A 20,832-nucleotide genomic window follows, 5' to 3' on the forward strand; every position below is an offset into this window, starting at 1 on the left:
CCCGTCACCCGCCCCACGCCCCACGGACCTACGGAGATCCTCATGACCGGGCACGACGCCACCCCCAGCTCCCGCATCGACACCAGCAAGCCGCACCCGGCACGGATGTACGACTGGTGGCTGGGCGGCAAGGACAACTACCCGGTCGACGAGGAGATGGGACGCCAGCTCCTCGCCATCGAACCCCGCATCCCGATCATGGCCCGCGCCAACCGCGCCTTCATGCACCGCGCCACCCGCTGGCTCGCCGGGCAGGGCGTCAAGCAGTTCCTCGACATCGGCACCGGCATCCCCACCGCGCCCAATCTGCACCAGGTCGCCCAGCAGATCGCCCCCGACGCCCGCATCGTCTACTGCGACAACGACCCCATCGTCCTCGCCCACGCCGAAGCACTCCTGGTCAGCACCCCCGAAGGCAGCACCGAATACCTCCAGGCCGACGTCCGCGACCCCGAGACCATCATCGAACGCGCCCGCGAGGCCCTCGACTTCACCCGGCCCATCGCGCTCTCGCTCATCGCGCTCCTGCACTTCGTCCCCGACGAGGACGGCGCCTACGAACTCGTCGACCGCTTCATGGACGCCCTGCCCTCCGGCAGCTACCTCATGCTGTCCCACGGCACCGGCCAGTTCACCCGCGAGAACGCCGACGAGGCCGACGACCTCTACAAGAAGAGCGGCATCACCCTCGCCCTGCGCGACCGCCACGAGGTCGAACGCTTCTTCCACAAGCTCGAACTCGTCGAACCGGGCGTCGCCGTCCTCGACACCTGGCACCCCGAACTCGGCGAACCCGTCGAAGGCCAGGAGGACTTCCAGCCCATGCCGGGCTTCGGAGCGGTGGCTCGCAAGGCTTAGAGGGCAGGGGCCAGGGGCAGGGGCGCAGGGATTCGGGCAGGCCCCACCTTCCGCTGACGGGTGAGGTGGGGGAGCGTCGGCGCCCCGCGCGAGGCAGCAGGCCGGGCGGTCGCCCACCGCCGCATGCTGCCACCGCCTCCCCGGTCACACCCGCATCGGACTGTCGTACGGACCGATCGGCGACGGCAGCCGCGTACTCCCGGACAGCCAGCGATCCACCGCCGCCGCGACCGCCCGCCCCTCGGCGATCGCCCAGACGATCAGCGACTGGCCCCGCCCCGCGTCGCCCGCCGCGAACACCCCGGGCACATTGGTCGCGAACCCCGCGTCACGCGCGTACGTCCCCCGGATGTCCACCTCCAGGCCCAACTGCTCCGCGACACCGTCCGTACGGTCCGGGCCGGAGAAGCCGAGCGCCAGCAGCACCAGATCCGCGGGCAGCGAGCGCCGGGTGCCCTCCCGGGTGCGCCGCCGCTCGTCCACCTCCACCAGGTGCAGCTCCCGCACATGCCCCGCGGCATCCCCCGAGAACCGCACCGTCGAGGAGGCGAAGAGCCGCGCGTCGGCATCCGCCACGGGGGCCGTGCGCACCTCGCGGGCCTCCTCGTGCGCGGGCGTCAGCCGGTAGATCTTCGGATACGTGGGCCAGGGCTCCGCCTCCTCGTCCCGCCCCCGCGCCGGTTGCGGATAGATGTCCAGCTGGGTCACCGAGGCCGCCCCCTCGCGCACCGCCGTACCCAGGCAGTCCGCCCCCGTGTCCCCGCCGCCCACGATCACCACATGCCGGCCCGAGGCGCTCAGCGGAGACCGCGCGAGATCGCCCTCGCCCACCCGGTTCGCCAGCGGCAGATACTCCATCGCCTGGTGGATCCCCGCCAACTCCCGGCCCGGCAGCGCCAGTTCACGCCCGGCGGTGGCACCCACCGCCAGCACCACCGCGTCGTGCCGCGCCAGCAACTCCTTCGCCCCGACGTCCTTGCCCACCGCCGTCGACGTACGGAAGACCGTTCCCTCCTCCGCCATCTGCCGCAGCCTGCGCTCCAGATGCACCCGCTCCATCTTGAAACTCGGGATCCCGTACCGCATCAGACCCCCGGCACGGTCGTCCCGCTCGTACACCGCGACCGTGTGCCCCGCCCGCGTCAACTGCTGCGCGGCGGCCAGACCCGCCGGACCCGAACCCACCACCCCGACCGAGCGCCCCGACAGGCGGTCGGGCGGACGCGGTGGCACCAGACCGTCCTCCCAGGCGCGGTCGGCGATCGCCGCCTCCACGTTCTTGATCGTGACCGCCGGCTGGTTGATGGCCAGCACACACCCCGACTCGCAGGGCGCCGGGCACAGCCGCCCGGTGAACTCGGGAAAGTTGTTGGTGGCGTGCAGGCGCTCCGAGGCGGCCCGCCAGTCGTCCCTGGCCACCAGATCGTTCCAGTCGGGGATCAGATTCCCCAGCGGACAGGCCTCGTGGCAGAACGGCACCCCGCAGTCCATGCACCGGTCCGCCTGCTCCGAGATGATCGGCAGCAGCCCGCCCGGGACATACACCTCGTCCCAGTCCCGGACCCGCTCGTCCACGGGTCGACGCGGCCACTCCTGCCGGCCGGTGGTGAGGAAACCCTTGGGGTCGGCCATGGGCCGTCTCCCTTGCCTGGGGTGAGGCGAACGCCCGGGGCGCGGCGAACACCTCCAGCCCACGATACGACGGAGGGGGCGGGAGGCGCGAAGCTCGGGGGTGCGGGATTTCGGGTGCGGTGCGTGGTGCGTGGTGCGTGATGCGTGAGTGCGTGAGCGTGGTGCGTGCTGCGGTGGGTGGCGAGTGGGATGTGGTGCGTGGTGCCGGGTGTGGTGGGTGGTGTGCGGGGCGGCGCGGTCAGGTGAGGGCGAGGACGAAGCAGGCCGTGGCGGCCAGCGCGGCACCGGCGCGGATGTGGTTCCACGCGGTCCACTCGCCGACGTAGGCACGCCAGGGCTCCTCGCTCTCCGGCGCCTCCGGGTCCAGCTCCGCCAGAGCCGTGTTGCGGGGCACGTTCGCGGCCATGGTCACGCCGAACGACCCCGCCAGATACAGGGCCGCGCCGAGCAGCAGCTCCACGCCGGCCTCCTCCGGCCACTTCACCAGGGTGAACACGGCGACCACCGCGCTGAGCACCGCGGCGCCCAGGAACAGCGCCATGAAGGCCGGCCGCACCGCCGCCACATTGATCGACTGCATCGCGGCCAGGCCCCGGTTCGGGGGCAGCGCGGCGAGCCCCCGCATCACAAAGGCCGAGAACGCGGTGAAGACCCCGGCCACCAGACCACAGGCCAGCGCCGCCAGCACGGTGAACACGAAGTACGGTCCTTCGACCATGGGGCTGCTCCTTGAGTTCTGGGTTCCGGGGGTCGGGTCCTGGGTTTCGGGGGTGGGGGAGGGCGAGGCTCGGGTCTGCCGGGGCTGCCATCGCCGCGCGTGCCGAGTGTCGGGTGCGGGGTCGCCGTCGGCCACCCCGGCGTGCGCCACTGTGTCAGGAGGTTGCCCTCGTGGCCAGGATCGCGGTGCGGGCGGTGCGAGGGGAGGGCCGGGGGAGGGCGGTGCCGGGCGGCTTCTTCGGGGAGGGACGCGCCTGTCCCGTGCCTCGGCCGCGGGGCATCATGATCAGGTGCGACTCGAACCGATCACCTGGGAACGGCTCGGCCAGAACCTCGCCGAGCGGCTGCTCCGCGTGGAACCGCCGGAGGGCGGGGCACACGTACGCGCGGCTGTCGACGGAGCACCCGCCGCCCGGCCCGGCGAACTGGCCGAACGCCTCGCGGCGGAACTGCGCCTCCGCGGACGGCCCGCCCTCGTCGTCGGCACCGAGGGGTTCCTGCGCCCCGCCTCCCTGCGCTTCGAGTTCGGCCATGAGGACCCCGAGTCCTTCTACGACGGATGGTTCGACATCAAGGCCCTGTGGCGGGAGGTCCTCACACCCCTGGACGAGGGCGGCACCGGCTGGGTCCTCCCCGACCTCTGGGACCCCGCCACCGACCGCGCGACCCGCAGCCCCCGTACCCAACTCCCGCCCGGCGGCGTCCTCCTGCTCCACGGGCCCCTGCTGCTGCACCACTGGTTCCCCTTCGACCTCACCGTCCACCTGAACCTGTCACCCGCCGCGCTTCGCAGGCGCACTCCGCAGGACCAGCAGTGGACGCTGCCCGCCTTCGCACGGTACGAGCGGGAGACCGACCCCGTCCGCGCCGCCGACGTGGTGGTACGCGCGGACGACGACCGGCATCCGGCTTGGGTGGGGGGCGGGGGTGAGGTGGGGGGGTGGGGGCCTCCTCCCCCCCCGCCCCCACCGCCCTCCCACCCTCTCCACCCCACCCACCCCTCCCCGCCGCCCGCAAGTGCGTGTCCCCCGCCTCGCCCCCACAATGAAGGGGCCGGGACTTGCGACGTGTCCCGCGCCGCGCCGGCTGCCGATGACCGGGAGGCCGTTCATGACCACCGCTGCGGACATCATGCATCCGGGGGCCCGCTGGATCCCCGCCCACGAAACCCTCGACCGCGCCGCCCAGTTGATGCGCGAACTCGATGTGGGCGCCCTGCCCATCAGCGACGAGAACGAGCGGCTGTGCGGCATCCTCACGGACCGCGACATCGTGATCGGCTGCGTGGCCATGGGGCACGACCCGGCCCGGACCACGGCCGGCGACATGGCCCGGGGCACACCCCGCTGGGTCGAGGCCGACGCCGATGTGAGCCAGGTCCTCGGCGAGATGCAGGACCATCGCATCCGGCGGCTTCCCGTCATCCAGGACAAGCGGCTCGTCGGCATGATCAGCGAGGCGGACCTCGCCGGGCACCTCTCCGAGGAGCAGCTCGCGGGCTGGATGGAAAGCGTCTACGCCAGGGCCTGACGCCCACGTCCTGACACCTGCGTCCTGACGTCTACGGCGAACTCACAGCCATCCGTTCCTCCGGAAGCCCCGGTACAGCACCGCGCAGACCAGGGCGATGGCGCCGAGCGTCACCCAGTACCCGTAGCGGGTGTGCAACTCGGGCATGTGGTCGAAGTTCATGCCGTAGATCCCGCAGGCCATCGTGGGGACGGCGACGACCGCGGCCCAGGCGGTGATCTTGCGCATATCGGCGTTCTGCGCGACGGTCACCTGCGCCAGGTGTGCCTGGAGTATGGAGTTGAGCAGTTCGTCGAAGGCGGCGACCTGTTCGGTCACCCGGAGCAGATGGTCCTCCACGTCCCGGAAGTACGCCTGTATCTCGGGCTGCACCACGCTCAGGGGGCGGCTCGCGAGTTCCTGGAGCGGGCGGGCGAGGGGGACCACCGCGCGCTTGAACTCCAGGAGTTCGCGCTTGAGCTGGTAGATGCGTCCCGGGTCCACCCCGGCGCTGTCCTCGGCGAAGACATCCGTCTCCACCTGGTCGATGTCCGCCTGGACGGATTCGACGACGTTCAGGTAGTCGTCGACCACGTGGTCGGCTATGGCGTGCAGTACCGTCGCCGGTCCCTTGGCCAACTGATCCGGGTTGGACTCGAGTTCCTCGCGGACGTGGCCCAGCGAACCGTGCCGGCCGTGGCGCACCGTGATGACGAAGTCGTGGCCGACGAACACCATGATCTCGCCGGTGTCCACGACCTCGCTGGTGGCGGTGAGTTCGGCGTGGTCGACGTAGTAGCAGCTCTTGAAGACGGCGAAGAGGGTCTCCCCGTACCGCTCCACCTTGGGGCGCTGGTGTGCCAGGACCGCGTCCTCGACGGCGAGCGGGTGCAGGTCGAAGAGTTCGGCGATTCCCTCGAACTCCCGCACCGTGGGCTGGTGCAGTCCGAGCCAGACGAAGCCGTCCCCCTGGGCGCGCACCTGCTTGACGGCGGCCGTGACATCGCTGCTCCCGGGCTGGCGTATGCCGTGCCGGTAGGTCACGCAGTTGACGACGGCCGAGCCGAGCGGTGAGCGCGCCGGGTGGCTGAGGTCGACCCGGGGTTTTCTGCGGCCAAGGCGCGCCACCTTCCGCAGGCTGTCGACCCCGCGGAGGCTGCCAACCTTCCGTAGGTTGCCGGCCATGGGCATGTGTGGCTCCTTGCACTGAGGTGAGCTGGGCGGACGGTGAATCCGTGCTTGGCGGGCAAGTCTGCCAGCCGGGGGCGGAGTCCGGCGGCGGCCCTGTGGAAAAGGGACATTCCGCTCCGCTCTTACGAGGGTGTGCTTGCCGGACCATCGGACAGACGGCAGGTTTTCCACAGGCCCGGGGCTCCCCTCACACCACGGGCCGGCCCCCGGTGCGCCGCACCGCCAGCGCCCCTGCCCGGCACCCCTCCGCCGCCGCGGCCACCGGCGGCGCACCGGCGAGCAGCGCCGCGAGCAGGGCCCCGGTGAAGGCGTCCCCGGCGCCCGTGGTGTCCACGGGGACGGCGGGCTCTCCCGGCACCCGGGGCGCCACCCGGCCGTCCTGGGCGACGAGTGCGCCCTCGGCGCCGAGGGTCACGACGACGAGCGGGAACTGGCGGCTCAACTTGGCCGCGGCATCGGCCGGTTCGGGAAGTCCGGTGAGCAGCCGGGCCTCGTCCAGATTCGGCAGCAGGACCTCGACGCCCTCGACCATCGTCAGGAAGCGGTCCACACCGAGTGCGGAGAGGAAGCCGGTCGAGGCGGGGTCCACGCTGACCCGTACCCCGCGTGCGCGTGCCGAGGCCAGGGCGGCCCGCACCGTCGCGCGCGAGGTCGGGGAGAAGAACAGATAGCCGGAGAGGTGCAGATGGGCGAAGCCGTCGAGTTCCGCGGCGGACCAGTGGGCCGGGGTCAGTCCGAGGGAGGCCGCGCTCTGGGTGAGGAAGGTCCGCTCCGCCGCGGCGCTCTCGTCGACCAGGCTGATCACCGTGCCGGTCGGCTCCCCGGGCAGGACGACGAGCCGCGGCTCGACACCCGCCGCGCGCAGGGCGCTCTCGTGCCAGTGCGCGGAGTCCGCCCCCGCGCTGCCGAGCATCCGCACCCGCGGGCAGCCCCAACGCGCCGCCCAGCAGGCCACATTGGCGCCCGCCCCGCCGGGCAGCGTGCGGATCTCGGCGGCCGTGTCGGTACCGGAGGCCAGCGGACCGCGGTGCCGGGCCACCACATCCGTGACCACCTCCCCGAGCACCAGCAGAGCCCCGGCCCCGGACTCGACGGCATCACCGGACCCGGCGAAGCCACCGGACTCCGAGGAGCCACGGGATCCCACGAAGCCACGGGACTCCGCGAAGCCACGAGACTCCGCAAGACCCCCGGCCGCCCCGGACCCAGCAGAGTCCCCGGCCCCGCCGGAGCCCCCTGCCCCCGGCTCCCCGGCCGCCCCTCGCGGACGCCCGCTCACCGCCGCGACCAGGACACCGCGATACGGGCCGCGAGGCGGACATTGCCGCGTACCGCGGCGAGGTTGGCTTCCAGGGAGGCGCCGTCGGTCTCGCGGACGAAGCGGCTGAGCAGGAAGGGGGTGACGGCCTGCCCGGTGATGCCCTCCTGCGCGCAGGCGGTGAGCGCGGCCGCCAGGGCGCGGGCGTGCACCGCCGGATCGAGCTGCTCGGCCTCGGGGACCGGGTTGGCCACGATCAGCGCCGAGTCCGGGGCCGCCAGGTCGTCCTGCGCCCGCATGACCTCGGCGACCTGCGCGGGCGTGTGCAGGGTCCAGTCGACGGGGCTGCCCGAGTCCGTCACGTAGAAGCCGGGGAAGCGGTCGGTGCCGAATCCGGCGACGGCCACCCCGAGCGTCTCCAGGCGCTGCAGGGTGGCGGGCACGTCGAGCAGGGACTTCACCCCCGCGCACACCACGGTGATCCGGGTCTGCGCCAGCAGTTCCAGGTCCGCCGACTCGTCCTGGGTCTGCACCCAGTCGCGGTGCACTCCGCCCAGCCCGCCGGTGGCGAACACCCGCAGTCCGGCGCGGGCGGCCAGCAGCGCGGTGGCCGAGACCGTGGTGGCGCCGCTCGCCCCCGTCGCCCTCGCGAGCGGCAGGTCCCGGTGGCTGAGTTTGCGTACGGAGGCGTCGTTGGCCACCCGCTCCAACTCGGCCTTGCCGAGGCCGACCAGGGGGCGCCCGTCGAGTACGGCGACGGTCGCGGGGACGGCGCCCTCCTCCCGTACCGCCGCCTCCAGTTCCTGGGCGACCTGGAGATTGCGCGGGCGGGGCAGCCCGTGCGCGATGATCGTGGACTCCAGGGCGACGACCGGCCGTCCGCTCGCCAGTGCCTCGCCCACCTCCTCGGAAACCTCCAGCACTGCGCACCTCCGCGCTCGGGGACCTCCTCTCATCCCTGGCGGGCGCGCCCGCGGATCAAACCCCTTCGCCCCGCGCGTGTCCGGTCGCGCGCGCTCTTTCCGTCCTTTTCCGTCCTCCGGTGTCTGTCCTCCGGTGTCCGGCCGCGCGGGGCCGCGGCGCGCGGCAGTGCTCAGAACAGCGGCTGCGGAAGTACCCCTTCCAGGGCGAGCAGTTGGCGCTTGGTCTCCAGTCCGCCGCCGAAGCCGCCTATGCCGCCGTCGCTCTCCACCACGCGGTGGCAGGGCACCACCACCGGCAGCGGATTGGAGCCCATGGCGATCCCCACCGCCTGCGCGGCCCTCGGCTGGCCGACCCGGCTCGCCAGATCTCCGTACCCGGCGACGCTGCCGAAGGGCACGCCCGCCGCCAGAGCTTCGAGGACCTGCCTGTTGAAGCCCCTGGCGCCCCCGAGCATCCGCCAGTCGAGCGGCAGGGAGAAGTCGTGCAGCTCACCGGCGAAGTAGGCCGTGAGCTGGCGCAGCGGTTCCGCGAGCAGCGGCGAGTCGGGTTCGTGGACCGGTGGTGTCCCGAGGCGGCCCGCCAGTCTTTCCAGTGCCTTCCCGCGCACCCGCTCCGAGGCATGGAAGACCACGTTGACCAGGCCGACTTCGGTGGCCGCGAGCAGCAGCGGGCCGATGTCGGTGCGGACCACCGTCCACACCAGCCGCTCCGCCTCCCGCCGCCCGGCGCTCTGCCCGGCGCCCTCGCCGGTCTCCGGCGCCGCGCCCGTCCCGGTGTCCGGCACCGCGTCCGTCCCGGTGTCCGTCGCGGGGCCCGTGCCGGTCTCCGCCGCGGGCCCGGCAGTCCTCTCGGTGTTCATGCGGACACCGTACGGACCACCACTGACATCGCCGGACCGCTGGCGGCATCGAGGGGTGGCGGGCAGCGGTTTTCGGCCTCGGCCCGGCTGGGTGCGCCGGGCCGTGACCTGCCCGCGGTCAGCGGGACTCCAGCGCCTCCCGCACCGTGTCCGGGACATTGGTGATGATGCCGTCCACGCCGTACCCGGCGACCCGGCGCGTGGTGTCCGCGTCGTTCACCGTCCAGGTGGACACGTGCAGCGGCCGCCCGTGGACGCCGTGCACCGCGTGCACCGAGGTGACGTAGTCCGCGGTCAGGGTGGCGGCGGTCGGATTGATCTGATCGGCGAACTCGGCGTACGTACCGAGGTCGGAGACGGCGGGGGTGCCGAGGAAGCCGGTGGTGACCCCGCCGCGCAGGCCGTGCAGGGTGCGCAGCGAGGGCGCGCTGAAGCTCTGCACCACCAGCCGCCGGGAGGAGCCCGAGGCGGCGAGCCAGTGCTCCTCGTCCAGGGTGCGCAGGATGTCGCGCTCGATGCCCGGGTACAGCTCCGGCGCCTTGATCTCCAGGAGCAGCTTCTGCCGGTTCTCGTCGACGCGCTCCAGGTACTGCTTGAGGGTCGGCACCCTCGCCCCGGTGAACTCGGCGCCGAACCAGCTGCCGGCGTCGAGTCTCGCTATCTCCGCCGCGGTGAAGTCGGCGACCTTCCAGGGCGCGCGCCCGGGGTAGAGCTCCTCCGCGTTCGTGGTGCGCTTGAGGTCGGTGTCGTGCAGGACGACCAGCTCGCCGTCCTTGGTGCGCTGCACATCGTTCTCGACCCAGGTGAAGCCCAGCTCGTGCGCCTTGTCGACGGCGGCGAGGGTGTTCTCGGGGGCGTAGCCGGAGGCCCCGCGGTGCGCGATGACGCTGATCCTGTCCGTGGCGGCGGGGGCCTGCGGACGCGCGGGGGAGGTCTGCGTGGACGCCCGGGCCGGGAGCGGGGGCTGGAGCAGTGCGGTGGCTCCCAGGACGGCGGCGGACGTGATGGCGACTGCACGTACTAGCACGGCGACTCCTCGTGTCTGAACCTCACGGTCGGGGGGACTGTGGCAGCGGAGAGTCAACGGACGGCCAGTCCAGGATTGCCACAGGTTGAAGACCGGCGCTCCTTTGGTCACTCCGGGGACACAAGTGGGGAGTCACCGTGATTCTTTGCCGGAAAACCGTTCGGGGCCCGCGTGGCGGGTCATAATCTCTGCTTCGGCCACGGCCCCCCGCCCGCGGACCCGCGGGCAGGCACGGGACGGCGGCTCCAGGCGCGAGACGGGAGGGGAGAGCACCGGCGCATGCACGGCACGGTCGACGGATTCAGCTACGGGCTCGTCACACCCGTCGTCGCCTTCCTGATGGGCTGCCTGGGCGGCGCCCTCGGGCTGCGGTGCACCGTGCGCTCCCTGGCCGAACCCCCGCGCCGCCGGGCCGGCTGGCTCGCCCTCGGCTCCACCGCCATCGGCTCCGGGATCTGGTCCATGCACTTCATCGCGATGATGGGCTTCGACGTACGGGAGAGCACCCTCGCCTACGACCGGCTGACCATGGTCGCGAGCCTCGGTGTGGCCGTCGTGATGACCGGCGTCGGGATCTTCATCGTCGGCTACCGGGGCCCGCGCGGCACCGCCCTTTTCACCGGTGGGACGGTCACCGGCCTCGGCATCGCCTCCATGCACTACCTCGGCATGGCCGGCATACGGCTGAACGGGCGAATCGACTACAACACCCTCCTCGTCGCCGCCTCGGTGCTGATCGCGGTCGTCGCCGCCACCGCCGCGCTCTGGGCCGCGGGCCAGGTGCGCGGCTTCGCCTGGAGCGTCGGCGCCAGCCTCGCCATGGGCCTCGCGACCGCCGGGATGCACTACACCGGGATGGCCGCGGTCGACGTGCGCCTGCACGACCACGGGGTCGCCGCGGACCCGGCGGGCGGCTCACCCGCCTCCCTCCTCGCCCCGATGCTGATCGGCCCCCTCGGCTTCCTCCTGCTCGCCGGGGCGATCGTGCTCTTCGACCCGATGCGGGTCATGGGCCGCCCCCGCGTCAGGCGCCCCGGCCGGGGCCCCGAGTCGCTGCCGTCCGCGGTCAACCCCGGCGGGCGCATACCCCACCAGCGGCCCCGGGTCCGCACCCCGCAGCGCTGAGCCCGCCCCGGTCGCGAGGCCGCCGGGAGCCGGTTGTCAGTGCGGGGTCGTACGGTGGTCTTCATGCGGCCCGTAACCCAGATCGAACGCACCGTGGCGCCCTTCGAGGTCGTCAGCCCCTACCAGCCCAGCGGTGACCAGCCCACCGCCATCGCCGAGCTGGAGAAGCGCGTCACCGCGGGTGAGAAGGATGTCGTCCTCCTCGGCGCGACCGGCACCGGCAAGTCCGCGACCACCGCGTGGATGATCGAGCGGCTCCAGCGCCCCACGCTGGTCATGGCACCGAACAAGACCCTGGCCGCACAGCTCGCCAACGAGTTCCGCGAACTCCTGCCGAACAACGCCGTCGAGTACTTCGTCTCGTACTACGACTACTACCAGCCCGAGGCGTACGTCCCGCAGTCGGACACCTACATCGAGAAGGACTCCTCGATCAACGAGGAGGTCGAGCGCCTGCGGCACTCCGCGACCAACTCGCTGCTCACCCGGCGCGACGTCGTCGTGGTCGCCTCCGTCTCCTGCATCTACGGCCTCGGCACACCGCAGGAGTACGTGGACCGCATGGTCTCCCTCAAGGTCGGCGACGAGATCGACCGGGACGACCTGCTGCGCCGCTTCGTCGACATCCAGTACACCCGCAACGACCTCGCCTTCACCCGGGGCACCTTCCGGGTCCGCGGCGACACCATCGAGATCTTCCCGGTGTACGAGGAACTCGCCGTGCGCATCGAGATGTTCGGCGACGAGATCGAGGCGCTGTCCACCCTGCACCCGCTCACCGGCGAGGTCATCAGCGACGACGACCACCTCTACGTCTTCCCCGCCTCCCACTACGTCGCCGGACCCGAGCGCCTGGAGCGCGCCGTCGGCGACATCGAGAAGGAGCTGGGCGAGCGGCTCACCGAACTGGAGAAGCAGGGCAAGCTCCTGGAGGCCCAGCGGCTGCGCATGCGCACCACCTACGACATCGAGATGCTCCGCCAGATCGGCTCCTGCTCCGGCGTGGAGAACTACTCGATGCACTTCGACGGCCGCCTGCCCGGCTCCCCGCCGAACACCCTCCTCGACTACTTCCCCGACGACTTCCTCCTCGTCATCGACGAGTCCCATGTCACCGTCCCGCAGATCGGCGCCATGTACGAGGGCGACGCCTCCCGCAAGCGCACCCTCGTCGACCACGGCTTCCGGCTGCCCTCCGCGCTGGACAACCGCCCGCTGAAATGGGAGGAGTTCCAGGAGCGCATCGGGCAGACGGTGTACCTCTCGGCCACCCCCGGCACCTACGAGATGTCCCGCTCCGACGGCCATGTCGAGCAGATCATCCGCCCCACCGGCCTGGTGGACCCGGAGGTCGTCGTCAAGCCGACCGAGGGGCAGATCGACGACCTGGTGCACGAGATCCGCAGCCGCACCGAGAAGGACGAGCGCGTCCTGGTGACCACCCTCACCAAGAAGATGGCCGAGGACCTCACCGACTACTTCCTCGAACTGGGCATCCAGGTCCGCTATCTGCACAGCGACGTCGACACCCTGCGCCGGGTGGAGCTCCTGCGGGAGCTGCGGGCCGGTGAGTACGACGTCCTCGTCGGCATCAACCTGCTGCGTGAGGGCCTCGACCTGCCGGAGGTCTCCCTCGTCGCCATCCTCGACGCCGACAAGGAGGGCTTCCTGCGCTCCGGGACCTCCCTGATCCAGACCATCGGCCGCGCGGCGCGCAATGTCTCCGGACAGGTCCATATGTACGCCGACAAGATCACCCCGGCGATGGAGCGGGCCATCGAGGAGACCAACCGGCGCCGGGAGAAGCAGATCGCCTACAACACGGCCAACGGCGTCGACCCGCAGCCGCTCCGCAAGAAGATCAACGACATCGTGGCGACCATCGCCCGCGAGCAGGTCGACACCGAGAAGCTGCTCGGCACCGGCTACCGGCAGGCGTCGAACGGCAAGGCCAAGGCGCCGGTGCCCGCGCTCGGCAAGGCCGGGGCGGACGGAGGCAAGCCCGCCGGGAAGAAGAAGGCGGGCAAGACCACGCCCACCACCACCCCCGCCGCCGAACTCGCCCAGCAGATCGAGGAGATGACCGAGCGGATGCGGGCCGCCGCGGCGGACCTGCAGTTCGAGATCGCGGCCCGGCTGCGGGACGAGGTCTCCGAGATGAAGAAGGAACTGCGCCAGATGCGCGAGGCCGGTCAGGCCTGAAGCCCCGGGCGCGGGCCGGGCGGCGCACCCGGGGCAGGTGGGCCGCCTGTGCCGCCTGCGCAGGTCCGGCCGCGTACCGGAGGGCCGGATGTGTTGCAAGAGCGACACAAAGTCGGCCTGGGGGAGGGCGCTGTCAGTGGCGCTGCGTAGGGTTTCCTGCACGACCGCGGAGACCGCGGGGGAACAGCTCGACGAGGGGAAGAGCGCGTGACGGTCAATATGACCAAGGGGCAGGCGATCAGCCTGCAGAAGAACGACGGCGGCTCGCTGACCGCCGTGCGGATGGGCCTCGGCTGGCAGGCCGCGCCGCGCCGCGGACTGTTCGGCTCGCGCACCCGGGAGATCGACCTGGACGCCTCGGCGGTGCTCTTCGCGGACAAGCAGCCCGTGGACGTGGTCTTCTTCCGCCACCTCGTCAGCGACGACGGCTCCGTGCGGCACACCGGCGACAACCTGGTCGGCGGCGTCGGCCAGGGCGGCGACGACGAGGCCGTCCTCGTCGACCTCCAGCGCGTCCCGGTCCACATCGACCAGATCGTCTTCACGGTGAACTCCTTCACCGGCCAGACCTTCCAGGAGGTGCAGAACGCCTTCTGCCGCCTGGTCGACGAGACCAACGGCCAGGAGCTCGCGCGCTACACCCTCGCGGGCGGCGGCCAGTACACCGCGCAGATCATGGCCAAGGTGCACCGCGCAGGCCAGGGCTGGCAGATGACGGCCCTGGGCACTCCGTCCAACGGCCGCACCTTCCAGGACCTGATGCCCGCGATCCTGCCGCACCTCTAGGCCCTCCCCGCGCGGTCCCGTCCGCCCCGCCCTCCGGGCGGCGGCGAGACCTCGCGGACACCACCTGGGCGAACCGGGCAGCACAGGCGGACGGCCCCTCCGCGCCGCGGAGCGGGCCACCCGGCGCGGGAGACCGCGCCGCACACACGGCCCGCCGCGCGGCGGGCACAGCGGACGGCGCCGCCCGGGGCGGCGCCGGCGAGGGGGAGCAGGGCGATGTCGGCCGAGCTGGTCCGAGGGCAGAACCACGCCCTCACCCGGACCCGTCTGGAGATCCGGATCTCGGCGGGGGCACCCGTCACCGCCGGGGCGACACTCAGCGACGACCAGGACCGGGTCCGCGGCAGCGACTGGGTGGCCCACCCCGGCAACCCGGCCCTGCCCGGGCTCGAAGTCCCCCAGCAGGCCGCCGCCGCGCACCGGCTCGCCGTCGACCTGGACGCCCTCCCCGCCGAAGCGCAGCGCGTCAACATCCTCCTCGCCCTGCCGCGCACCGGCGGCGGACCGGCCCACTTCGGCTCCTTCGCCGCGCCCTTCGTCGCCGTCACCGGCCTGGACGCCACCGAGATCGCCAGCTACACCCTCACCGGACTCGCCTCCGAGTCCGCGGTGGTGGCCCTGGAGCTCTACCGCCGCGGCGAGGCCTGGAAGGTCAGGGCCGTCGGCCAGGGCTACGCGGGCGGACTCGCCGAGCTGCTGACCGACCAGGGCCTGACCGAGGCACAGCAGCTCGCCACCGCCATCGACGAAGCCGTCGCCCAGGGCCTGGCCCGCTCCGTCGCCGCACCCCCGCCCCGCACCACCGCCGGGGACTCCCCCCGGACCCGGACCGCGGCCCCGGGCCCGTCGGGCACCGCCCCCGCTCCTGACCCCCAGCCGTCACCGGCCGCCCCGGACCCCCAGCCGACAGCGGCAGCCCGACCCGCCCCGGACCCCCAGCCGTCGACGACCGCGCAGCCCGCCCCGGACCCCCAGCCGTCACCGGCCACGCAGCCCGGGCAGGCGGCCCCGCCCGCGCCGGAGCCCGCGCGCCCGCCGTCCACGGGACCCATCGACTACGCGCACCCCGGCCGCCGTACGGCCACCCCGCCGCCCCCGGCCGCGCCGCCCGCCCAGCCCGCGGTGCCCGTCGCGGGCGACGCCAACGGCTGGTCCATGGAGGAGCGGCTGTACAACCAGGTCTGGGGGGTCTTCGAGGACCTGGCCCGGACCGTCGCCGCGTACCGCAGCGCCGTCGACTTCGCCGACTCGCGCCTGGAGCAGGAACTCGACAAGGTCCTCTCCGACCCGCGCAGCCGCATCGGCGGCCAGGCCGAGGCCGCCCGCGCCGCGGCCCAGGACCGCAACACCGCACTCGTCGAACAGGCCCGCCAGGCCCTCGACCGCGACCTCGCGCAGCTCAGCGCCGAGGCCGAGGTCGTCGAGCCCGCGCTGCCGCCCGCCTACGCCCGCTGGGACAACCCGGTCTGGCACGGCTACCAGGTGCCCACCGAACTGCCGATGGCGCTGCGCCTGGGCGACCTGCACCTGCCCGAGAGCCCGCTGCGCATCCCCATGCTGGTCCGCCTGCCGCTCGAACGCGGGCTGTGGATCGACAGCGGCGCCCGGCACGCCTCCGGTGCCACCCTCACCGACGAGGACGACCTGCGCCGCCTCGCCCTGGAGACCGCCGTCGCGCTCGTCGCCCGGCTGCTCGCCTCCTACCCGGCGGGCGAGTACGGCGTCCATGTCCTCGACCCGGCGGGATCGGCGGCCACCGCGCTCGACCCGCTGCTGCGCACCGGCGTGCTCACCGCACCGACCGCCACCGGTGCCGCCGGGGTCTCCGAGACCCTGACCCGGCTGACCCGCCGCGTCGACCTCGTCCAGATGGCCGTCCGCAGCGGCGCCGCGGACGCGCTGCCGCCCGACATCGACACCGGCGAACACCTCCTCCTGGTCCACGACTTCCCGCACGGCTTCGACGACCGCGCCGTCACCCAGCTCAGATACCTCGCCGACGAGGGCCCCCAGGTCGGCGTCCACCTGATGATGATCGCCGACCGCGAGGCAGCCGCCGCCTACGGCCCGCTGCTCGACCCGCTCTGGCGCACCCTGATGCGCCTGACCCCCGTGGCCGACGACCACCTCGCCGACCCCTGGGTCGGCCACGCCTGGACCTACGAACCACCCCTCACCCCACCCGGCAGCCGGATCCTGCACCAGGTACTGGCCCAGATAGCGGCCGGACGGGAGTACCGTCGCTAGGCCGCATCGGGACACGACCCGGGCGCGCCGACACCGGGCAGGCACCGACCGGTCGGGCGCCTTCCTGCCCGGGCGGGCCCCCTCACAGCGGCACCGCCCGTCCCGGTACCCCCTCCACCCCCGGCCCCAGCGTCGTCGTGCCCGGGGCCGCGCGGTGGCCGAGGCCCGTGCGGTAGATGTCCAGGGCGGCTTCCGTGCGGCCGAGGCGGCGGAGGAGGTCGCCGAGGAGGCGGCAGATGTCGGCGAGGTCCCCGGCGGCGCCGGTGTGGGCGAGGAGGGAGAGGGCGTCCCGGTAGTGGCCCTCGGCGGCGCCGGTCTCGCCCTCCTCCTCGCTGATCAGACCGAGCAGGCGGTGCGCGGCGCCCGCGTGGACGGCGCCCCGCTCGGCGCCGATGCCGTCGAGGAGCCGGGCCAGCACGGCGACCGCCTCCTCGCGGCGACCGCGCCGCCGCAGGACGTCCGCCAGCTCCACCCCGACCTGCGCGGCGAACAACTGGGCGCGCTCGGCCACCAGCATGTCCTGGGCGCGCCGCAACTCCCGTTCCGCGGCGGCCAGATCGCCCTCCTGGGCGCGCCCGTAGCCGCGCATCCAGTGGCAGTGCGCCAGCTCGGTGCGGATGTGCAGCTGACCGTAGAGTTCCTGCGCCTTGGCCAGCGAGGCGTCGGCCTCGGCGGTACGGCCGGCGGCCAGCATGGCGCGGGCCACCCCGCGGTGCATCCGTGCCACCAGCGCCGGATCCTCCACGCGCGGGGCCAGCGACAGGGCCAGTTCGGCGCTCTGCGCGGCGCGGGCGTAGGCGCCCATGTCCACATAGGGGGCGATGACCGCGCTGTGCAGCAGCACCAGAGCCTCCGGATCCTGGAGGCCCTGGGCGCCGAGTTCCTCGATCGCGGACTCAAGGAGATAGCAGGCGTAGCGGAGTTCACCGGCGAGCAGGTGCGTCACCGCCCGGCCGCGTACGGCGGCGGCGCGGCGGGGGAGGGGAGTGCCGGACAGGAGCCGCTCGGCGGACGCGTAGTTCTCGCGGGCGAGGTCGAGGTCGCCGAGGTCCAGGGCGCAGTCGCCGAGCGCGGTCCGGGCGTCCGCCTCCTGCTCCGGCAGGGCGAACCGGGCGGATTCCGCGGCCAGTTCGCGCAGGCGGGCGGCGGCCTCCCGGGCGTCGCCGGAGCCGGCCAGATGGCGGGCCTCCGTGATGCGCAGGCCGAGTTCGGTGGCCAGATGCGCGGGGCGGCCGGTGGCCAGCTCCTCCTCGCTCACCGTCAGCCGGGCGGCGAGATGGCGCAGCGCGGCCGGGGAGGGGCGGGCCTTGCCGGACTCCACGGTGGAGATATAGGCGGCGGTGTAGGCGGGTTCGGCCAACTCGCGCTGGGTCAGGCCGCGTTCGGTGCGCAGCCGCAGCACGCGCCGCCCGATGCCGGTGTCCGTGTCCAGGGCGTCCGTCCGCCGCCGGGCCTCGCCGCCTGCTGCCATCCGTGCACGCCTCCCGGTGTCCGTCGCACCGGACCCCGCCCGCTCGTCCGGTACTCGGCTCAAGGCTAGTTAACCGACGGGTTGAGCACCATGGAAAGGCCGAAGGGTCACCAGTGCGAACCGGGTGCCTCGCCTGTCGGGTGCCGCTCCCAAGTCGTCTGCGGAGAAGGGGAATCGGGCCGCCGGGCCATTGTCACGCGGCGCGCCGGCTCCTATGTTTGCTCACTGACTTAAGTGCACTTACGTCAGCACTTAAGTCACCTCGGTACTCCCTTGCCCCCGCCCGTCCCCCACCGGGAGGTAACAACCGTGCACAGAGCCAGAGTCAGCGCAGCGGCCGGTGCGATCCTCGCCGTCGTCCTCGCCGCCGCCACCGCACCCGTATCGGCCGCTCCGGATCCCGGGGCGGCCGAGTCGTCCCCGCGGGGCGGCAGCCACCACGTCGAGTACTTCTCCTCGCCCACCGCGCACCCGCGCCCCGTGGAGGTCCCGGCCGCCACCCCCGAGCGGATAGCCCGCGCCTCGGCGGCGGCACCGGCGCCCGCCGGGGACGGGGACGTCGGCCAGGTCGTCAACAACGGCTCCACCGCCGACAAGCTCGACGTGGTGGTCATCGGGGACGGCTACACCGAGGGCGAGCAGGAGCGCTTCCACACCGACGCCAAGGAGAAGTGGCAGGACATCACCGGCGTCGAGCCGTACACCACGTACCAGAACCTCTTCAATGTGTGGACCGTCGACGCGGTCTCGCGCGAGTCCGGGGTCTCCGGCGACCCCGGGCAGGACGTCGTCAAGGACACCGCGCTCAGCTCGTACTTCTGGTGCGACGGTCTGGAGCGGCTGCTGTGCGTGGACACCGGCAAGGTGGAGGGCTACGCCGCGAAGGCGCCCGCCGCGGATCTGGTGATCGTGATCTCGAACAGCACCAAGTACGGCGGCGCGGGCTACAACGACGTGAGCAGCACGGTGGGCTACGACGGCATCGCCACCCTCTCCGGCGGCAACGAGCAGTCCGGCCAGATCGCCGTGCACGAGACCGGGCACTCCCTCGGCAAGCTCGCCGACGAGTACACCTACGACGAGTACGGCCGCTACACCGGAGCGGAGACCGGCGAGGGCAACACCTCGGTGTACGACGCCGGGCAGCTGGAGGCCCGGCAGGCCAAGTGGTACCGCTGGCTCGGCGAGCCGACCCCCGACGGCGGCGTCATCGGGGCCTTCGAGGGCGCGGGCTACTACCCGCTCGGCCTGTACCGTCCGAGCGAGGACTCGATCATGCGCACGCTCGGCCGGGAGTTCAACGTGGTCGGCCGGGAGGCCATGATCGCGGGCTTCCACCGCCACGCGAGCATGCTCTCCGCGAGCGCCCCCGCCGGGCGGAAGCTGACGGCCGAGGACACCGTACGGGTCGGGGTGACCCGGCTCGCGGGGGCCGTCGACCAGCCCGAGCTGCGCTGGTACCTCGACGGCCGGGAGCTCACCGGGGCCCGCGGTGCCCGCTCCCTCGGGCTCGACGGCCTGCTCCCGGCGGGCGACCGGCGCGCGCACCGGCTGACCGCCGCGGTCAGCGACCCGACCGCCGCCGTACGGGACCCGGCGCTGCGCCGGGGGCTCACCGATTCGCTCACCTGGCCGCTCGCGCGCTGACCGGATCGCCCGGGCGCCGCACCAGGCGCCCGGGCAGACGTCCACCGCCGCGCACCACGCGGCCGATCGCCCCGCACGGGTCCTTCCCGCCCAACGGACGCCGGACGGGCCCCGTGCGGGGCGATCGCCAACTCACCTACCCCACCAGGGCACTTGGGCGCCCTTTACCTTTTTCTTTACTCTTCCTTGGTGATTCGTGTACTCTTCCTTGGTGCGGAGGGGAGTACTCCTACTGCGGCGTTCCCGTCAGTACGGACCGGTCACGGTCCCGGGGCGCCGGCCCGCCGGGCGCAGTGCCCCGGGTGGAAGAGACCTCCGGCAGCGACGACGCTGACCTTGCCGTTACGTACTGCCGGAGGCGCAGTGGATGTTTCGACGACCCTGTGGGTCTGCACGATCCTGGGGCTGAGTGCCCTCATCGCGATCGACTTCTTCATCGGCCGCAAGCCGCACGAGGTCTCCCTCAAGGAGGCCGGGATCTGGACCGTGGTCTGGATCGCGCTCGCCGCCCTGTTCGGCTTCGGCCTGCTCGCCTTCGCGGGCGGCCAGCCCGCGGGCGAGTTCTTCGCGGGCTTCATCACCGAGAAATCCCTCAGCGTGGACAACCTCTTCGTCTTCGTGCTGATCATGGCGAAGTTCTCGGTGCCCACCCAGTACCAGCAGCGGGTCCTGCTCATCGGCGTGCTGATCGCCCTGGTGCTGCGCGCGATCTTCATCGCGGCCGGCGCCGCGATCATCGCCAGCTTCTCCTGGATCTTCTTCCTCTTCGGCGCCTTCCTCATCTGGACGGCCTGGAAGCTCATCCAGGAGGCGCGCCAGGACGAGGAGGACGAGGAGTTCGAGGAGAACCGCCTCCTCAAGGCCGTCGAGCGCCGCTTCGGCGTGGCCGACCGCTACCACGGCACCAAGCTGTGGGTGCGCCAGAACGGCAAGCGTGTGATGACGCCGATGCTCGTCGTCATCCTCGCCATCGGCACCACCGACGTGCTCTTCGCGCTCGACTCGATCCCGGCGATCTTCGGCCTCACCCAGGACCCGTACATCGTCTTCACCGCCAACGCCTTCGCGCTGATGGGCCTGCGCCAGCTGTACTTCCTCATCGGCGGGCTGCTCAGGAAGCTGGTCCACCTCAGCTACGGGCTGTCGGTGATCCTCGGGTTCATCGGGGTCAAGCTGGTGCTGCACGCCCTGCACGAGACCGGGGTGCACGTACCGGAGATCTCCATCCCGGTCTCCCTCGGCGTCATCTGCGGTGTCCTCGTGATCACGACGATCACCAGCCTGCGGGCCTCCCGCAAGGCCGAGGCCGCCGCGCGGGAGAGCGAGAGCAAGCACATCGATGCCTGACCCGCCCCTGCCCGTCCCGTAGACCCGTAGAC

General features: G+C 72.6%; 16 protein-coding genes and 1 pseudogene. 9 read left to right on the forward strand and 8 right to left on the reverse strand.

Translation table 11 applies throughout. From position 1 onward, the window contains the following. Positions 1-42 precede the first annotated feature (42 nt). On the forward strand, positions 43-858 hold the full coding sequence (locus tag MID12_RS26535) for an SAM-dependent methyltransferase (protein ID WP_040254556.1): 816 nt from the start codon (positions 43-45) through the stop codon (positions 856-858). Positions 859-1,002: 144 nt separating this feature from the next. Here MID12_RS26535 and MID12_RS26540 read toward each other — a convergent pair whose 3' ends face one another. Beyond that, on the reverse strand, positions 1,003-2,490 hold the full coding sequence (locus tag MID12_RS26540) for a glutamate synthase subunit beta (protein WP_263171221.1): 1,488 nt from the start codon (positions 2,488-2,490) through the stop codon (positions 1,003-1,005). Between the two features lie 238 nt (positions 2,491-2,728). Further along, on the reverse strand, positions 2,729-3,208 hold the full coding sequence (locus MID12_RS26545) for a DUF1772 domain-containing protein (RefSeq protein ID WP_040254558.1): 480 nt from the start codon (positions 3,206-3,208) through the stop codon (positions 2,729-2,731). A 289-nt stretch (positions 3,209-3,497) separates the two neighbouring features. On the opposite strand from MID12_RS26545, the pseudogene MID12_RS26550 reads away from it, so the two are divergent. Further along, a pseudogene (locus tag MID12_RS26550) lies at positions 3,498-4,127 on the forward strand (uridine kinase); the annotation flags it as partial. Positions 4,128-4,317: 190 nt separating this feature from the next. Beyond that, positions 4,318-4,737 carry a CBS domain-containing protein gene (locus tag MID12_RS26555; protein WP_040254560.1) on the forward strand — a complete coding sequence of 140 codons (420 nt, stop codon included), beginning with the start codon at positions 4,318-4,320 and terminating at the stop codon, positions 4,735-4,737. A gap of 42 nt (positions 4,738-4,779) precedes the next feature. Here MID12_RS26555 and MID12_RS26560 read toward each other — a convergent pair whose 3' ends face one another. From MID12_RS26560 to MID12_RS26580, 5 genes are all read right to left on the reverse strand, one after another. Then, positions 4,780-5,907, reverse strand: coding sequence for a magnesium and cobalt transport protein CorA (locus MID12_RS26560; RefSeq protein WP_040254563.1), 1,128 nt, complete (start codon positions 5,905-5,907; stop codon positions 4,780-4,782). Positions 5,908-6,094: 187 nt separating this feature from the next. Next, positions 6,095-7,054, reverse strand: coding sequence for a carbohydrate kinase family protein (locus MID12_RS26565; RefSeq protein WP_411577010.1), 960 nt, complete (start codon positions 7,052-7,054; stop codon positions 6,095-6,097). 128 nt (positions 7,055-7,182) lie between these two features. Continuing rightward, positions 7,183-8,088, reverse strand: coding sequence for a pseudouridine-5'-phosphate glycosidase (locus tag MID12_RS26570; RefSeq protein WP_263171229.1), 906 nt, complete (start codon positions 8,086-8,088; stop codon positions 7,183-7,185). A gap of 170 nt (positions 8,089-8,258) precedes the next feature. Next, entirely contained in the window at positions 8,259-8,948 is a 690-nt protein-coding gene (locus tag MID12_RS26575) for a methylated-DNA--[protein]-cysteine S-methyltransferase (RefSeq protein ID WP_263171231.1), read from the reverse strand. A 118-nt stretch (positions 8,949-9,066) separates the two neighbouring features. Continuing rightward, positions 9,067-9,975 carry a glycerophosphodiester phosphodiesterase gene (locus MID12_RS26580; RefSeq protein WP_040254567.1) on the reverse strand — a complete coding sequence of 303 codons (909 nt, stop codon included), beginning with the start codon at positions 9,973-9,975 and terminating at the stop codon, positions 9,067-9,069. A 279-nt stretch (positions 9,976-10,254) separates the two neighbouring features. Here MID12_RS26580 and MID12_RS26585 point away from each other — a divergent pair, with 279 nt between their 5' ends. From MID12_RS26585 to MID12_RS26600, 4 genes are all read left to right on the forward strand, one after another. Continuing rightward, complete coding sequence (locus tag MID12_RS26585) at positions 10,255-11,100, forward strand: MHYT domain-containing protein (protein ID WP_263171237.1); 846 nt, start codon at positions 10,255-10,257, stop codon at positions 11,098-11,100. 63 nt (positions 11,101-11,163) lie between these two features. Next, entirely contained in the window at positions 11,164-13,302 is a 2,139-nt protein-coding gene (uvrB, locus tag MID12_RS26590) for an excinuclease ABC subunit UvrB (RefSeq protein WP_040258371.1), read from the forward strand. Positions 13,303-13,509: 207 nt separating this feature from the next. After that, complete coding sequence (locus MID12_RS26595) at positions 13,510-14,088, forward strand: TerD family protein (protein WP_040254570.1); 579 nt, start codon at positions 13,510-13,512, stop codon at positions 14,086-14,088. Positions 14,089-14,304: 216 nt separating this feature from the next. Then, entirely contained in the window at positions 14,305-16,335 is a 2,031-nt protein-coding gene (locus tag MID12_RS26600; protein WP_263171245.1) for a TerD family protein, read from the forward strand. Between the two features lie 82 nt (positions 16,336-16,417). Here MID12_RS26600 and MID12_RS26605 read toward each other — a convergent pair whose 3' ends face one another. Next, positions 16,418-17,806, reverse strand: a complete 1,389-nt coding sequence (locus MID12_RS26605) for a helix-turn-helix domain-containing protein (RefSeq protein ID WP_263171248.1) — start codon at positions 17,804-17,806, stop codon at positions 16,418-16,420. Positions 17,807-18,115: 309 nt separating this feature from the next. Between MID12_RS26605 and MID12_RS26610 the strand changes: the two genes are divergently transcribed. Both MID12_RS26610 and MID12_RS26615 read left to right on the forward strand, forming a co-directional pair. Beyond that, positions 18,116-19,453: a M64 family metallopeptidase gene (locus MID12_RS26610; protein ID WP_263171251.1), complete on the forward strand. Its 1,338-nt coding sequence runs from the start codon at positions 18,116-18,118 to the stop codon at positions 19,451-19,453. Between the two features lie 363 nt (positions 19,454-19,816). Further along, on the forward strand, positions 19,817-20,800 hold the full coding sequence (locus MID12_RS26615; protein WP_263171253.1) for a TerC family protein: 984 nt from the start codon (positions 19,817-19,819) through the stop codon (positions 20,798-20,800). The last annotated feature ends 32 nt before the right edge of the window (positions 20,801-20,832 follow it).

The sequence above is a fragment of the Streptomyces sp. SCSIO ZS0520 genome, from assembly GCF_025643355.1.
Lineage (GTDB): Bacteria > Actinomycetota > Actinomycetes > Streptomycetales > Streptomycetaceae > Streptomyces > Streptomyces physcomitrii.

Excerpts from the sequence above, each read along its gene's own strand:
- MID12_RS26535 (WP_040254556.1), top strand. The coding sequence starts at position 43 with ATGACCGGGCACGACGCCACCCCCAGCTCCCGCATCGACACCAGCAAG.
- MID12_RS26540 (WP_263171221.1), bottom strand. The coding sequence starts at position 2,490 with ATGGCCGACCCCAAGGGTTTCCTCACCACCGGCCGGCAGGAGTGGCCG.
- MID12_RS26545 (WP_040254558.1), bottom strand. The coding sequence starts at position 3,208 with ATGGTCGAAGGACCGTACTTCGTGTTCACCGTGCTGGCGGCGCTGGCC.
- MID12_RS26555 (WP_040254560.1), top strand. The coding sequence starts at position 4,318 with ATGACCACCGCTGCGGACATCATGCATCCGGGGGCCCGCTGGATCCCC.
- MID12_RS26560 (WP_040254563.1), bottom strand. The coding sequence starts at position 5,907 with ATGCCCATGGCCGGCAACCTACGGAAGGTTGGCAGCCTCCGCGGGGTC.
- MID12_RS26575 (WP_263171231.1), bottom strand. The coding sequence starts at position 8,948 with ATGAACACCGAGAGGACTGCCGGGCCCGCGGCGGAGACCGGCACGGGC.
- MID12_RS26585 (WP_263171237.1), top strand. The coding sequence starts at position 10,255 with ATGCACGGCACGGTCGACGGATTCAGCTACGGGCTCGTCACACCCGTC.
- uvrB (WP_040258371.1), top strand. The coding sequence starts at position 11,164 with ATGCGGCCCGTAACCCAGATCGAACGCACCGTGGCGCCCTTCGAGGTC.
- MID12_RS26600 (WP_263171245.1), top strand. The coding sequence starts at position 14,305 with ATGTCGGCCGAGCTGGTCCGAGGGCAGAACCACGCCCTCACCCGGACC.
- MID12_RS26605 (WP_263171248.1), bottom strand. The coding sequence starts at position 17,806 with ATGGCAGCAGGCGGCGAGGCCCGGCGGCGGACGGACGCCCTGGACACG.